The 14,325-nt window shown below is 34.6% G+C and carries 17 protein-coding genes; 14 read left to right on the top strand and 3 right to left on the bottom strand.

Features of this window, described 5'->3' with window-relative positions; all coding sequences use genetic code 11:
• Positions 1–47: 47 nt before the first annotated feature.
• The 9 genes from MHI57_RS05550 (at position 48) to MHI57_RS05510 (ending at position 7,621) form a co-directional block, all read left to right on the top strand.
• Entirely contained in the window at positions 48–533 is a 486-nt protein-coding gene (locus MHI57_RS05550) for a dihydrofolate reductase (RefSeq protein WP_095372864.1), read from the top strand.
• 654 nt (positions 534–1,187) lie between these two features.
• Positions 1,188–2,456, top strand: coding sequence for a threonine ammonia-lyase IlvA (ilvA, locus tag MHI57_RS05545; RefSeq protein ID WP_095372865.1), 1,269 nt, complete (start codon positions 1,188–1,190; stop codon positions 2,454–2,456).
• An 85-nt stretch (positions 2,457–2,541) separates the two neighbouring features.
• Positions 2,542–2,730 (top strand): twin-arginine translocase TatA/TatE family subunit, encoded by a 189-nt coding sequence (locus MHI57_RS05540; protein WP_095372866.1) that lies wholly within the window; start codon positions 2,542–2,544, stop codon positions 2,728–2,730.
• A gap of 201 nt (positions 2,731–2,931) precedes the next feature.
• On the top strand, positions 2,932–3,675 hold the full coding sequence (gene tatC / locus MHI57_RS05535) for a twin-arginine translocase subunit TatC (protein WP_307313215.1): 744 nt from the start codon (positions 2,932–2,934) through the stop codon (positions 3,673–3,675).
• Positions 3,676–3,761: 86 nt separating this feature from the next.
• Entirely contained in the window at positions 3,762–4,016 is a 255-nt protein-coding gene (locus MHI57_RS05530) for a DUF2535 family protein (protein ID WP_095372867.1), read from the top strand.
• A 309-nt stretch (positions 4,017–4,325) separates the two neighbouring features.
• Complete coding sequence (locus MHI57_RS05525; protein WP_095372868.1) at positions 4,326–5,171, top strand: DegV family protein; 846 nt, start codon at positions 4,326–4,328, stop codon at positions 5,169–5,171.
• 149 nt (positions 5,172–5,320) lie between these two features.
• A complete protein-coding gene (locus MHI57_RS05520; protein WP_370873261.1) occupies positions 5,321–5,902 on the top strand; it encodes an SCO family protein in 582 nt (193 codons plus the stop codon).
• Between the two features lie 309 nt (positions 5,903–6,211).
• On the top strand, positions 6,212–7,027 hold the full coding sequence (locus tag MHI57_RS05515) for an SGNH/GDSL hydrolase family protein (RefSeq protein WP_233435227.1): 816 nt from the start codon (positions 6,212–6,214) through the stop codon (positions 7,025–7,027).
• Positions 7,028–7,039: 12 nt separating this feature from the next.
• Positions 7,040–7,621, top strand: coding sequence for a YpmS family protein (locus MHI57_RS05510; protein ID WP_095372869.1), 582 nt, complete (start codon positions 7,040–7,042; stop codon positions 7,619–7,621).
• A gap of 83 nt (positions 7,622–7,704) precedes the next feature.
• Here the strand turns inward: MHI57_RS05510 and MHI57_RS05505 are convergent, their stop codons facing one another.
• The gene (locus MHI57_RS05505) at positions 7,705–8,364 is read right to left on the bottom strand and encodes a DUF4397 domain-containing protein (protein ID WP_307313227.1); all 660 of its coding nucleotides are present in this window, start codon (positions 8,362–8,364) and stop codon (positions 7,705–7,707) included.
• Between the two features lie 208 nt (positions 8,365–8,572).
• Here MHI57_RS05505 and msrA point away from each other — a divergent pair, with 208 nt between their 5' ends.
• The 3 genes from msrA (at position 8,573) to MHI57_RS05490 (ending at position 10,475) form a co-directional block, all read left to right on the top strand.
• The gene (gene msrA / locus MHI57_RS05500) at positions 8,573–9,118 is read left to right on the top strand and encodes a peptide-methionine (S)-S-oxide reductase MsrA (protein ID WP_095372871.1); all 546 of its coding nucleotides are present in this window, start codon (positions 8,573–8,575) and stop codon (positions 9,116–9,118) included.
• A complete protein-coding gene (gene msrB / locus MHI57_RS05495; protein WP_095372872.1) occupies positions 9,111–9,548 on the top strand; it encodes a peptide-methionine (R)-S-oxide reductase MsrB in 438 nt (145 codons plus the stop codon). The genes msrA and msrB overlap by 8 nt, the downstream gene beginning before the upstream one ends.
• Before the next feature lie 147 nt (positions 9,549–9,695).
• Complete coding sequence (locus tag MHI57_RS05490) at positions 9,696–10,475, top strand: IclR family transcriptional regulator (protein ID WP_180316955.1); 780 nt, start codon at positions 9,696–9,698, stop codon at positions 10,473–10,475.
• An 11-nt stretch (positions 10,476–10,486) separates the two neighbouring features.
• Here the strand turns inward: MHI57_RS05490 and MHI57_RS05485 are convergent, their stop codons facing one another.
• Both MHI57_RS05485 and MHI57_RS05480 read right to left on the bottom strand, forming a co-directional pair.
• Positions 10,487–11,575, bottom strand: a complete 1,089-nt coding sequence (locus MHI57_RS05485) for a DUF3500 domain-containing protein (protein ID WP_307313234.1) — start codon at positions 11,573–11,575, stop codon at positions 10,487–10,489.
• Positions 11,576–11,652: 77 nt separating this feature from the next.
• Complete coding sequence (locus MHI57_RS05480) at positions 11,653–12,741, bottom strand: GDSL-type esterase/lipase family protein (protein ID WP_340975326.1); 1,089 nt, start codon at positions 12,739–12,741, stop codon at positions 11,653–11,655.
• A 206-nt stretch (positions 12,742–12,947) separates the two neighbouring features.
• On the opposite strand from MHI57_RS05480, the gene MHI57_RS05475 reads away from it, so the two are divergent.
• Together MHI57_RS05475 and MHI57_RS05470 are read left to right on the top strand one after the other, a co-directional pair.
• On the top strand, positions 12,948–13,121 hold the full coding sequence (locus MHI57_RS05475; protein WP_095372875.1) for a YjcZ family sporulation protein: 174 nt from the start codon (positions 12,948–12,950) through the stop codon (positions 13,119–13,121).
• Positions 13,122–13,293: 172 nt separating this feature from the next.
• Positions 13,294–14,268 (top strand): S66 peptidase family protein, encoded by a 975-nt coding sequence (locus tag MHI57_RS05470; protein ID WP_340975324.1) that lies wholly within the window; start codon positions 13,294–13,296, stop codon positions 14,266–14,268.
• Positions 14,269–14,325: the final 57 nt, after the last annotated feature.

Genomic DNA, 14,325 nt, shown 5'->3' with positions numbered 1-14,325 from the left:
ATATTAAACTTATAATTAATTGCTAGTGCCGATTGGAGGATATGAAAATGATTTCATTAATTTGGGCAATGAGTGAAAATAGAGTGATAGGAAAAGATAATCAGTTACCGTGGCATTTACCAGGGGACTTGCAGTTTTTTAAAGAGACGACGTTAGGTCACCCAGTTGCGATGGGGAGAAGAACATGGCTCTCACTTGGAAGGCCACTTCCAGGAAGAGAAAATATTGTCATTACTAGGAATACAGATTTTTCTCCAGAGCAAGCAACAGTATTAAATTCGATTGAACAATTAATTACATACAGTCAAGAAAAACAGCAGGAAGTTTTTGTCATTGGTGGAGCGCAAATTTATCAATCTACTTTACCTTATGCAGATAAGCTCTATATTACCAAAATTCATGCTGAAATCGAGGGTGACACAAGCTTTCCATCATTCGACCTCACCGAATGGAAACAAGTGTCCGTCGAGAAACGAAGCAAAGACGAAAAAAATGCTTACGATTACGAATTTCAAGTATATGTTAGAAAATAAAATAGACGGCTTCTTTATGAGCCATTAAAAACACGAAGTGGCTTCGTGTTTTTTTCATGGTCTCCTATGAAGTATTTGTTCTTTATCTATTTGCCTACCCTAAAACAGGCAAGGAGTAAGAAAATGCATTATGCGGCGTAACTATAAACGTTAAGCTATTAATCTCTTTTTTTGATTACTTAAGAATGTCCAAAAACAATTATATGTTATGGGTGGGTACACCTACATTTATCTTTTTTCTGGTGATTCTTATAAAATAATATCATTTCTACCAGTTGTCATCTTTTTTCTTCTGACTCTTGCATGTAAACATGACATTGCCAATTTGCCCTCATACCATGAATAACGTAAAATCACATTTGAAAAAGCGTTCATCCCAGTTTTTACTTCTAAAAAATCGTGCAACCCATTATTGCTCGGGAACAATTATAAGTGTATGTACTCCAAGTCTTATGCCCGATTCACTATAATCTCCTCATCAATTTTTTTCTATGAAGTAAATGATTATTATTCCATATATAGGAAATTAAAAAATCAGAAATAAAGTAACCGTTTTCATTTTAAAAAACATGAATTTTTAAAAAATTGTGCATCAATCTATTATTCTCATGTTATAATGTACAAATTACAAAAGGAAAAGGGATGAGTTGGCAAATGGAACAGAGAGCAGTGAAAGAGAAAATGGTGCAATTGGAGGATATCTTAATTGCGTACCAGCACTTAAAGGATATCGTTGCCCATACACCGCTGCAAAAAAATAATCGCTTGTCTGAAAGATATGAGTGCAATGTGTATATTAAACGGGAAGATTTGCAACATGTACGCTCTTTTAAACTAAGAGGTGCCTATTATTCAGTGATGTCATTACCAGAGGAACGGATAAAGAACGGCGTTGTTTGTGCAAGTGCAGGCAATCATGCACAAGGGGTTGCCTATGCTTGCCATCGATTAGGTATTAACGGGAAAATCTTTATGCCGGCAACTACACCTAAACAGAAAGTAAGCCAAGTTGAATTATTCGGCAAAGATTCAATTGAAATTATTCTTGTTGGCGATACATTTGATGATTCATTCGCTGAGGCTCAGGCTTGCTGTAATCAGGAAGGGCGCACATTTATTCATCCCTTTGAAGATGAGCATGTGATAGCTGGTCAAGGAACTATTGCTGTTGAAATGCTTCATGATTGCGATGAACCAATTGATTATGTTTTCGCAAGTATTGGCGGGGGCGGATTGATGTCTGGTTTGTCCACGTACATTAAAAGTGTGTCACCTTTAACGAAAATGATTGGTGTCGAGCCTGAAGGAGCTTCTTCGATGAAGGAATCCGTTCAACAAAATCAAGTCGTGGCCCTAGATGAAATTGATAAATTCATCGACGGTGCAGCAGTTAAAAGAGTGGGTGAGATGACATTTGATATTTGTAAACGATATGTAGATGACATTATTAGCGTCCCAGAAGGAAAAGTTTGTACAACAATATTAGAATTATACAATGAGCATGCAATTGTTGCCGAACCAGCAGGAGCATTATCAATTGCAGCTTTAGACTTTTATAAAGATGAGATTAAAGGAAAGTCAATTGTATGTGTTTTAAGCGGTGGAAATAATGATATTGAAAGAATGCAGGAAATTAAAGAACGATCCTTGTTGTATGAAGGGTTATTGTATTATTTTATTGTTAATTTCCCTCAAAGAGCAGGGGCATTACGAGAGTTTTTAGATGAGGTGCTTGGTCCTACGGATGATATTGTAAGATTTGAATATACAAAGAAGAACAATAAAGGTAGTGGTCCAGCTCTAGTCGGTATTGAGCTAAAGAATCGACGTGATAATCATAGTTTAATCGAGCGCATGAATAAAAAAGGATTCTCTTACCAAGAAATTAACAATGATGAAAATTTGTTTCATCTTTTAGTCTAATGATTGTTAGGAATTAATTGACTTTTCTTTTAAAATAACGCTATAATGGGGATGGCTTGAACAACAGTTTAAGGGGATGTTTTTCATGTTTTCAAACATAGGTTTTCCAGGACTTATTCTCATTCTTGTGCTGGCACTCATCATCTTCGGTCCAAAGAAATTACCCGAAATTGGTCGCGCGCTAGGTGATACATTAAGAGAGTTTAAGAAATCTACGAAAGAATTAGCCAATGACGATGATGCTGAGAGAGAGACAATGAATAAAAAGGCCTAATCGAAAGGGCTACATATAGTTATGAAAATGAATAATTGTGAAAATTAGAAACATGTATTAGTCAAAGTAATCAACTACTTTTGACCTAACCACATGTTTCTCGTTTTTTGTGTAGGTTTTCCATTTTGTTCGTCTTTAAATAGTGGACAAAAGTGAAGCAAGATTCAACAGGTTAAATTGAAAACGAAGCAGGAGTAGGTTATGAAACAAGAAGAATTGAATTATATTGAGCATCTAGAGGAATTAAGAAAGCGGTTAATTCTTTGTATAGTGGCATTTGTATTGTTTTTTATTGTCGGTTTTCTGTTCGTCGATCATATTTACCAATGGTTTGTCCGTGATTTGAAAGAGCAGTTAATTGTACTTGGACCAAGTGATATCATTTGGGTGTATTTTACGATTGCTTCTGTTATTGCCATAGCTGGGACAATACCAGTTGTGGCATTGCAATTATGGCAATTTGTTAAACCTGGACTTGTGCCTAAAGAGAGAAAAATTACATTAGCTTACATTCCAGCTCTTTTTGTATTGTTTTTAGTTGGGTTAAGCTTTGGTTATTTTGTCATTATGCCTACATTGTTTAACTTTTTGACTGGGTTAAGTGAAGGTATGATGGAAATGAGTTTTACGGTAGATAAGTATTTTCAGTTTATATTTCATATGACGTTGCCTTTTGGAATACTATTTGAATTGCCAGTTGTGGCGATGTTTTTAACATCCCTCGGGATGATTAACCCATACGTGTTAACAAAAATCAGGAAATACGCTTATTTTGTTCTTGTAGTGATTTCTGTTATTATTTCACCACCTGATTTAATGTCAGATATTATCGTCAGTATTCCGCTTCTTGTCCTATATGAAATCAGTATTACCTTATCAAAAATCGTTTATCGCAGAAAGTTAAAGAAAGAACAATTAGAAGCATTGGAAAGCTCCTCATCATAATTTTAATAAGCACAAAAAATCTAGAAGAATTATTAAACGAAATGATGTATAATACGATTAAACGGGTGAAAATGAGGATTGATATTTTGATATGTAAAAGCCTAGAGTTCAGAAATGTATTTGGACAGAAGGTGAAGATTACAGAGATTCCTTTAGTGGATAAGGATAGTCCTTGTTTTTTCTTAGTACACATTCGACTACAGCAGTTTGTAACGAAAATTTATCATACGGAACATTGTAAGACAACTGTGTACTCATTTAAAGAGTATCTAAAACGTGTGATGAAGTGGTCAGATGTTGAGATGGTATTTCAAACAAAAGAATTAAAAAGCAATGCATGATAGATCCCGTAAAGGGGTCTTTTTTTAGTGTAGTGAACAAGTTGAGAAAGTTATAAAAAGGGTCCACATAGTTATAAAAGCTAATATGCCTGTGAAATCATGTATTTTAGTTAACATTTATTTTGAAAGGTTTTTTGTTTTGTTTATTGATTATTTGTCCAGTTTACCTAACTAAAAAAACATTAAATAAATGTAATAATCTTTTTTATTGTAATTTTGACAGTATAAAGACGTTTCAACATAAATCTTTTAATCGCAGTGATATACATGTATAATGAAGGTTGAATTGCTATGATAGGACGTGAATGAATGACTAGAATAAAAATTGTAACGGATTCAACTGTTGACTTATCAGCTGAAATGATTACAAAGTTAGATATAGCTGTTGTACCATTATCAATTAATATTAATGGACAATCTTATGAGGACCGTGTCGATATTACGCCCCAAGAATTTCTGGATTTAATGCGACAGTCTGATGAGCTTCCTAAAAGTTCTCAACCTGCAACAGGGACATTTGTAGAATTGTATGATCAACTAAACAAAGATGGTTACGACGAAATTATTTCTATCCATATGACTGGAGGAATGAGTGGGACAGTTGATTCTGCTCGAACTGCTGCAGACATAACAGAGGCCAATGTGACTGTTATTGATTCTCGCTTCATTTCAAAAGCGTTGGCATTTCAAGTCATAGCTGCTGCTGAACTCGCAGATAAGGGAGAAGATTACAAGCGTATTATCCAGAGAATTCAAGAAATTCAAGAAAATACGAAACTTTATGTTGTTGTAGACACTTTGGAAAACCTGATTAAAGGTGGAAGAATAGGAAAAGGCAAAGGTTTAATAGGCTCTCTATTAAATATTAAACCGATTGCTTCGTTAGCAGATGGCGTGTATACACCAATAACAAAGGTACGAAGTCACTCTCAAGTGATAAAGTTTTTATCCAAACAATTAGTAGAAGATGCAAAAGGAAAGACGATTAAAAGTGTAGGAATTACCCATGCGGGTGGTTTAGAATTAGCAAGAAAACTGAAAGAAGTAATCAGTGAATTAACAGGCTTTAATCATGTAACAATAGAGGATACAACACCAATTATTAGTACCCATACTGGTGAAGGCGCAATTGGTTTTTGTTATCACATCGAATAACCTTTAAGCAGTAAATGCCTCTTCTATTCGATTATTAGAAGAGGTATTTGCATTATTTTCCTTTGTTCACATAGATGTCATACTTTTTTCTTCATTCAAACAATTTCGTTTGGTACATTAATGTTGAATTGATAAATACATAAAAGCAGGTGAAAGTGTTGAAAAAATTAGCCGCGGTTATTGGTCTTTTTACAATTATTCTAGCCGCTTGTGGCCAAAGTGGTATAGAAAATGCACTAAACTATGATGTGGGAGATTTTAATTATACTAATCAAGACAATCAGGCTGTAGGTTTAAGTGATTTAGAGGGGAAAGTATGGATAGCTGATTTTATTTTTACTAGCTGTGAAACGGTCTGTCCACCAATGACATATAATATGAGTCAATTGCAAGATAAGGTTAAAGAAGAAGGGATTGAAAATGTAGAGTTTGTTTCTTTTAGTGTTGATCCAACTGTGGACAGTCCTGAGGCATTAAAAGATTTTGCGAACAACTATGAAATAGACTTTTCTAACTGGCATTTTTTAACGGGCTATACCCAAGAAGAGATTGAAAGCTTTGCTGTTGATTCTTTCAAGTCATTAGTAAAAAAACCAAAGAATGATGATCAAGTCATTCATCAGACTTCAATTTATTTAGTCGATCAAAATGGTGTGGTTATGAAGGATTATGATGGTGTATCCGATGTTCCTTATGAAGAAATCATTGCCGATATAAAAAAAATTCAATAATTTCATTCAACAGATCTTAGAAGCAAGACCAAGCCTAAAGTGTAAACTCAAAGCTTGGTCTTGCTTCTTTTTTGTGCTAATATATTTACCTCTTTAAGTGTTGCTTTTAACTTCATTTCATAAGAGTATCAAGTGAAAAATTGTTTCTTCTGTACCCATAGATGGTATTTTATTTAAATTATTCTCTTCATTTAAGTTTAATAGTGGTTAAAAGAGTATAATTTAATATTATTAAGTAATCACACTTTTTTATGTGATTACCACAACATGATATAATGAAACATACTTTAATAAAGAGGTGAGAAAGAATTGAAAAGAATATTCACCTTATTACTATCAATCATGGTTCTATTGGCGGGTTGTAATACCAATGCGATGACAAGCGATAATGAGGCCGCTGAAGCAAAACAAATGGAGGATTTAACTAAACAAGATATTCCTGCAGAATTTTTCCCCATTGATTTAAATGTCGTATCAATAGGTGATTCATTGACCCAAGGTGTAGGCGACACGACTGAAAGTGGTGGGTATATACCCTATTTAGAGAAGCTCTTAGAGGAACATCGGTCGATTAATTATACAAGTTTTATTAATTATGGTGTAAAAGGGAATCGGTCAAACCAATTATTAGAACGGCTTAATATGGACAAAGTAAAAAATGCGGTAACAGAATCGGATCTCGTTATTATTACTATTGGTGGCAATGATATTATGAAGGTAGTCAGATCTAATTTTACCAAATTAAATGTAGCTGCTTTTGAAAAAGAACAAGATGTTTTTGAAGATAATTTAAATACAATTCTACATACCATTCGCGAATATAATCCGAAGAGTACAGTATTATTAGTGGGATTATATAACCCTTTTTTAGAATGGTTTTCAAGCATTAAAGAGCTAAGTTTGATCATGCGTCAGTGGAATATAGCCAGCCAACAAGTACTAGGTGAGTATGAGAACATGTATTTTGTAAATGTAGATGATATTTTTGAAACGAGTGAAGAAAATCTACTATTCACAGATCATTTCCATCCTAATGATCGAGGATATGAATTAATGGCAGGGAGAATTTATCAAGTTTTAGATCAAATAGGAATTAAGTCTGTCATTGAAAATAAAGAGAATTAAGGGGGAGCTTCATTGAAGGGGAATAAATGGAAAGTGCTTTTCTTAGGGCTACTGGGTATAATCATTCTATTTGCGCTTATTTTATTTATTATGGTTAGTATTCCAGCGAAGGATGACCCTTATGAAAGTGTGCAATTAAATGAGGCGGATTACGCTCCATTTCATATATCAACAAATAAAAATGATTTAAACCTATTAATTAATCATTACTTAGAGGAAGAAATTTTAGACGGAGGACTGGACTATGAAGTAAGGTTGGATGATGAAGTGAATTTGTACGGCACCTTACCTGTATTCAGTCAACAGTTGCGTTTAAGAATGTCTTTTGAACCCTCTGTATTACCAAACGGGGATGTTGTATTGGAACAAAAGGATTTATCTATTGGCCAAATGGATTTACCGATCTCCTTCTTACTCAAACTAATTAATAATCATTATAAAACACCAGATTGGGTAGTCATCCAACCAAATGAAGAGAAAATCTATGTAGCGTTAACAGAAATGGATTTAAAAAGTGATATAAAAGTAAAAGTGAATGAATTCAATTTAGAAGAAGATGATATTGACTTTACTTTATTAGTACCGGTAAAGTAAGCATTAACCTGTAGCGAGTACTCTTATTGAGTAATATACCAGCTACAGGTTTTTATATGAACGAATAAGAAAAGTTCTGGCAGTTATTGAATAAGTACCATTAGTTCTAATGGTGGATCTCCTGTCACAGAACCAAAGATATAGATAAGATGTTGCTTTTGAGGCTGTAGGGGAAAGCGAAACGATGTGAGATAATCTCTATAAGGGTAACCGTAAATACAGCCTTGAAGCATACTAGGCGAAAGATTCATCCATTTACTCGATTGCTTGTATTGTATGAGTGGCAATTCCTCACTTTTGGGTGCTAATATTACCGGTTTGAATGATGGACCATCAGCGACCAGATGAATAAATTTTGCATTGAGTGAATTTGGTATAGCGATACTAGTTGGTGTATCAGTATATTTCATGTCATTTGCTTCACCTGAGAGTGCGATATTATGCAATGTTTCGGGGAGGACTTCAATTTTTCTACTAAGTAAAGATGAGACCATGACGTCAGTTGGATAAATATCAATATGGTAACTAGAGGCAGGTAATGCAAGTTTATTAGTCAATTGTTTATAAGAAATTTGTTTGTATATCTTGACACCATTTATAAAGATATCTATCATTTTGCTACTTGAAGAGAGATGAAAGAATTGGATATAGCCTAATGCATCTAAGTTCTGATTCAGTAGTTGATTGGCAGGTGACGACATTTTTTGTAAGACCTTTTGCTCTGAAGATGATTGCTGCACCATTAGTTAAGCCAACCTCCTTACTTATGATTTTTCATTATTGTATTCATCGAAATGTTTAATGCGCTAAAAAATTATAGAGAAGAGGGTTTCGGAGACCATAAGTAGAAATTGAAGGTTGTTTATTTGCATCTACATCCACTTTTCTTTATCTTAGTGTTACAAGCTATTTCTTTAAGAGCTAAGGAAAATAAAAATGAGGTGTGACAAGATGGCGAATAATAATGAGGAAAAAGCGACATTTGCCGGTGGTTGTTTTTGGTGTATGGTTAAACCATTTGATGAGTTACCGGGCATTAAAGCGGTAATATCTGGTTATACCGGCGGTGATAAAGAAAATCCAACTTATGAAGAGGTTTGCTCGGAAACGACTGGTCATTATGAAGCGGTGCAAATCACGTTTGATCCAACGATTTTCCCGTATGAAAGATTACTTGAACTGTATTGGCAACAAATTGATCCAACCGATACTGGTGGTCAATTTTACGATCGGGGCCAATCTTATCAGACGGCTATTTTTTATTATAATGAACAGCAGAAACAATTGGCCGAAGCTTCAAAAGAAAAATTGGAGAAAGAGGGGCCCTTTAAAGATCCAATCGTGACAAAGATATTACCAGCAAAAGCTTTCTATCCTGCAGAGGAGTATCATCAACATTATTATAAGAAAAATCCAACTCATTACCAGGCTTACCATCAAGGCTCAGGTAGAGCAGGGTTTATTAAACAAAATTGGGGTGAGAAAAAAGATGAGTGAGAAAAAAGATTTGAAGAATAAATTAAATGAGATGCAATTTTATGTCACACAAAATAATGGTACGGAACCGCCATTTAGAAATGAATACTGGGATGAATTTAGAAAGGGAATTTATGTTGACATCGTCTCAGGTAAGGCGTTATTTAGTTCAACGGAAAAGTATGATGCAGGCTGTGGTTGGCCAAGTTTTACCAAACCAATAGAAGAGAAAGAAGTATTAGAAAAAGAAGACCACAGTCACAATATGGTTCGAACAGAGGTTCGTAGTAAGGAAGCTGATTCTCACTTAGGTCATGTGTTTAATGATGGGCCAGGTGAGAATGGATTAAGATATTGTATTAATTCAGCCTCTTTAAAATTCATACCATATGAAGATATGGAGAAAGAAGGCTATGGGCGTTATCTGAAATTATTTGCTGAAGAAGCTTAATATAAGTGTATTTAGACCAAGGGGGATTCACTTTAGTTGAATCCTTCTTTTCATTTCCCAAGAAATCTTTTTCCGCTTGTGGAAAGGTTTTGAAAATGGTAAATTTATTGTAAAGTAAATATTATTTAAGAGGTGATGGATGCATCCATGAATGATCAAATGTTTAAAAAGAACTATTCGATGCAAACCTTACATAAAGCATTACAAATTCTACGATCTTTTTCTTATGAGCATAAAACTTTGTCATTAACAGAATTACATAAACGTACGGGTCTATCTAAACCTAGTTTGCAAAGATTGCTTTCTACCCTTGTTTATGAAGGCTTATTACATAAAAATGAAGAAACAAAAAGATATCAGTTAGGATTAGAGTTATTGTTTTTAGGTCATTTAGTAGAAAAAAACTCAAGTTTTTTAAACATAGCCGCCCCGGTAATGAAAGAAATGTGGGTGAAAATAGAAGAGTGCATTAGTTTAAATGTGATTGAAAACGAAAAAAGAAAGTGTATAGATTTTATCGCAAGCAGTCATCAACTACAAACAATGATTACGGTGGGACAAGAATCACCACTATATGCAGGCGCTTCAGCAAAAATATTATTGGCTTATTTCCCAGCAGACATCCAAAGAGAGTATTTAGCAAAAATCCAATTCGAACCTCTTTCAAGTACGACGATTATTGATAAAGATGTCTTATATGAGGAGCTACAATCTATTCAACAAAGAGGATATGCCAAAAGCAATGGTGAAAGAGTGAAAGGTGCGATTTCATATAGTGCACCGATATTTAATCCTCAAAATGAAATTTTAGCAAGTATATCTATTACCATCCCGTCTGTTCGTATTGATGATTATGAAGAAGAAGAGCTAGTTGAAACTGTCATTGAAGGAGCCAGGATTATAACAGGTAAGATACAGAAAAATTAGACTGATGTTATTTACTTCAATATCCCCCCATAATCATTTAATTTATCGCGCCATATAGAATGTACATGTGCTTGTTTTTTATTGGCAACGCCCTCTTTACTATAGATTTCTATCCAAATTTGCGGTCCATCAATACGAAAGTAGCTACCCGGTCGCTTGATTGAAGTTGAACCAGCCCAAGCAATCGTCGTTTTCTGAAGTTGTTCCTGAGATAAATACGTGTGTAGCAATGCCTTTCTTGCTTCATAAGGTGCATGAGCGACCCATTCCTCAATCATGTGTTTTACTTGTATTTGTTGCTCTGTATTTAGATTTTTTATAAGTAAACCTTCTTGAGTGGGAAACGATTGGTCATTTCCGGGGCCTAGTAAAATGTCGTTAAACTCATCATTAAGTTTACTTTGCTGTTTTTGCTCATTACATAAAGATAGTAAGAGTGCATGGACAGCATTTACTTTTGCATTCATTGGATGATACGTACGATTATTTATTTGAAAAATACGAGGTTGCGTCCCCGTAAACTCAGGGGTAATCGTCGTTTTTGAACGGTTAATGAAAATATTCTCTGCAAGATGATGCCCTGTTAGTTGAATCATCCAAGGTTTTGTATAGGAAGGGTTTCCATGTATAGAGATATAATATTCTTGTGCCCCCCATTTAAATGGAGGGTTCTTGATTGTTGTTGATAAAAAGTAATCAGCTTTAATGATTTCTGTCATATGCTCAAAGCCAAGTGGACTGAGATTTGCTTGAAGTAATAACATGGCGAGTATAAAACTTTGTGTATTTAGTTCAGACAAGGGAACGCCATTTCTACTTGCTTGATTAATAGGTAGATTAGACCATTTATGTGCAATTGCCTTATTTAGTGGAAGGATCATCTCTTCTTTTTGTTCTTCATTTAAACTTTCGAAAAGTTGATGTGCAAGTTTAACTGATTCTTCCTTACTCGTAATATGGGGTTCATCTAAGATATGGTTGAGTTGTTCAAGAATGTAGTCTTGTTCTTGTAATTCTGCCGCTGTTGGAGCAAAAGAGGCAAGCACATGATTGGAATATATGAAGGCTATGAAAACGAGTAATACTAAACATCGATACATGAGAAAAACTCTCCCTGTCCTTTTTTGTTAATGTGTGTAAAGGAAGGAGAGCTCATTCACTTATTTTGAAAAACGGTCTAGTTCGTACCCTCGGTAATGATCGTTGAAAGAAATATCTCCGCTTTACCTGACTCATTAAAGATGGATTTTTGCTTGGACACAGTAAATGTAACTTGATGAATACCTTTCTCTAAATCGCTTGATATATATAGATATCTTTCTTTTTCTAAAGGCCACCACGTTGATAATGTTCGTACAGGCTGACCGTCAATATAAATATCGAGCATGCCTCCTGCAGGGTGACTCTTCACTTTCATCCCGAGAAAAGTTCCAGAGAAGGAAAATTTGATTGTTTCTCCAGCATCTTCACTATACCAGTAAATACCTTTATATGGATGACTGGCATGTGTGTAGGCTGAAGATTGTTGTAAGGCGATATTTACGTCATCATGAAGAGGAGCAGCTAGTACAGCTATTTGCGTATCCTGATTCATCAAATTTTGTGTTTCTTGAAAAATCGCTTCGGCATAAAGTTGATAGCCTCTATCGTTTGGATGTACAAGGTCTGTCGTTAATTCAAAGGCAGAATAAGTTGATTCACTAAATACAGGTCGTAAATCAATATTTTTAGCTAAATAATGGGCTGAGATATCTGTGATCTTTTGAATGAATAATTCATTATCTAAAGGTGATTCTGTTAATGTATATATTTCTGTATCAGGATAATCTTTCTTTACTTGCCTAAGAAGTCCTTCATAAAATTGGGCAAACTGCTTTTCATTCATATATTTTCGGTCATTTTCCCCGAACACAATAAAAGTTAAATCGATGCTTCCTAGGTGCGGAGTGGCGTTCAGCTTATTTAACCCTTCAAAAGCAGTGCTTCCGCTTTGTACAACCATATGACGTTTAAAATCAACATCATATGTATCTTTCATTTTATTTTCCCATATTTGAAACCATCTTTTATTTGGCTCTGATGCCCCTGATCCTCTACCAATACTATCACCGATGATTAAATAGTTAATTGTTTTTTCGCTTCCTACTTTTTCATAAAAATTCTCTACTGATTGATCTCCCTCCACTTTAGGTTCTTGAAAGAATTGAAATAAAAATATAAATCCAATACATAACATGGAACATAGGAGGAGTGATTTTCTTTTCATTCTTTGTACTCCTTTAAATATGACAATTTTAGATTACCCAATTTATCTTGTAATTAAATTGTATGAGATGAAAACGCTTTACGTCTAGAGGAAAAAGAAAAAAACTGACATTCTAAAAAAATTGGGCAAAAACACATGCAGGACAAGAACCTATGTCATATGATGATTTTGAAAATGCCTAAAACAAAAAGAGGAGTGGAATGATTATGAATTACGGATATGGATGCGATCCTTGTGCTCAACAAGTTCAACCTTATTATAGCTATCCAGTAGGTGGATACGGTGGTTGTGGAAATGGAGCATTCGGTGGCTTTGCGTTAATTGTAGTATTATTTATCTTGTTAGTAATCATCGGTGCTAGCTGGTGTGGTAACTGGTAATAATAAAGAATAAGGAGGGGCTTTTAGGAGTCTCTCTTTTTTCATCAACATATTTGTCAGTGAATAACAAGTGGAAAATCGTTGAGTGATTATAAACAAGATTTCATGTATCTTGTCGAAATTAGATGAAAATTACGGTAAAATAGAAAGAAAAAAGTGGATGTGTACATAGATGTTTCCAAAGAGATTACAATCAGGAGATGAAATCAGAATCATTGCTCCTTCAAGAAGTATGGCTGTCATAAAGGGTGAACAAAGAAGATTAGCAGAAGAACGGTTAGCTAATTTAGGATTTAAAATAACATATGGTCAATATGTCCTCGAACATGATGATTTTTTTAGTACAAGTATTGAGCAAAGAGTGGCAGATATACATGATGCGTTTCGTGACCCGAATGTTAAAGCGATTATAGCTGGTATAGGCGGTTATAATACCAATCAATTATTAAAATCAATTGATTATTCATTAATCAAGAACAACCCAAAGGTTTTTTGTGGGTATAGTGATATAACAGCATTGCTAGCTGCCATTCATCATAAAACGGGCTTAATTACATACTCCGGCCCTTTCTTTGCTGATTTTGGTATAAAATATGGGTTTGAATATACACTCAATAGCTTCCTTCAAGCAGTAACGACTGATGGCATGTATGAAATTGAACCTTCGGATAAATGGAGTGATGATCCATGGCATCTGGAGCAAGATGAAAAGCAGTATATAGCATCCGAAGGCTATCTTGTTCTTCAAGAAGGAGAGGCAAGCGGAAAATTAATAGGTGGAAATTTATCAACATTAACGTCATTACAAGGGACAGAATATATGCCTTCATTGAAAGGTGCGATTATCTTTATAGAGGATAATGAAGAATCACATCCCTTTCTTTTTGAACGGGGGCTGCAATCTTTGCTACAGCAAAAAGATGCGAATGAGATAAAAGCGATACTTATCGGGAGATTTCAAAAGGAATCACAGGTTACAGATTATTTCTTAAAGAAAATGATTGAATCGAAAAAGGAAATTAGCGGTGTTCCAATTATTGCCAATATTGACTTTGGACATACAAATCAAGCAGCGACGATTCCGTTTGGGTCGTATGCTACCATTAAAGCGGAAAAAGAAGATGTGGAGATTTTTGTAGGTGAATAGATAGGGAAACAGTGTACTCATGAAATTGGGTATACTGTTTTTTTATTCGTTAAGTCA

Source organism: Cytobacillus sp. FSL K6-0129 (assembly GCF_038007625.1).
Classification (GTDB): Bacteria; Bacillota; Bacilli; order Bacillales; family Cytobacillaceae; genus Cytobacillus; species Cytobacillus kochii.
This window is presented reverse-complemented; position numbering and strand designations above follow the sequence as displayed.

What these genes read in the sequence shown, in the direction of transcription:
- MHI57_RS05525 (WP_095372868.1), top strand. Translation starts at nt 4,326, where the DNA reads ATGACTAGAATAAAAATTGTAACGGATTCAACTGTTGACTTATCAGCT.
- MHI57_RS05485 (WP_307313234.1), bottom strand. Translation starts at nt 11,575, where the DNA reads ATGTATCGATGTTTAGTATTACTCGTTTTCATAGCCTTCATATATTCC.
- MHI57_RS05505 (WP_307313227.1), bottom strand. Translation starts at nt 8,364, where the DNA reads ATGGTGCAGCAATCATCTTCAGAGCAAAAGGTCTTACAAAAAATGTCG.
- ilvA (WP_095372865.1), top strand. Translation starts at nt 1,188, where the DNA reads ATGGAACAGAGAGCAGTGAAAGAGAAAATGGTGCAATTGGAGGATATC.
- MHI57_RS05480 (WP_340975326.1), bottom strand. Translation starts at nt 12,741, where the DNA reads ATGAAAAGAAAATCACTCCTCCTATGTTCCATGTTATGTATTGGATTT.
- tatC (WP_307313215.1), top strand. Translation starts at nt 2,932, where the DNA reads ATGAAACAAGAAGAATTGAATTATATTGAGCATCTAGAGGAATTAAGA.
- MHI57_RS05490 (WP_180316955.1), top strand. Translation starts at nt 9,696, where the DNA reads ATGAATGATCAAATGTTTAAAAAGAACTATTCGATGCAAACCTTACAT.
- MHI57_RS05550 (WP_095372864.1), top strand. Translation starts at nt 48, where the DNA reads ATGATTTCATTAATTTGGGCAATGAGTGAAAATAGAGTGATAGGAAAA.
- msrA (WP_095372871.1), top strand. Translation starts at nt 8,573, where the DNA reads ATGGCGAATAATAATGAGGAAAAAGCGACATTTGCCGGTGGTTGTTTT.
- msrB (WP_095372872.1), top strand. Translation starts at nt 9,111, where the DNA reads ATGAGTGAGAAAAAAGATTTGAAGAATAAATTAAATGAGATGCAATTT.
- MHI57_RS05475 (WP_095372875.1), top strand. Translation starts at nt 12,948, where the DNA reads ATGAATTACGGATATGGATGCGATCCTTGTGCTCAACAAGTTCAACCT.
- MHI57_RS05470 (WP_340975324.1), top strand. Translation starts at nt 13,294, where the DNA reads ATGTTTCCAAAGAGATTACAATCAGGAGATGAAATCAGAATCATTGCT.
- MHI57_RS05540 (WP_095372866.1), top strand. Translation starts at nt 2,542, where the DNA reads ATGTTTTCAAACATAGGTTTTCCAGGACTTATTCTCATTCTTGTGCTG.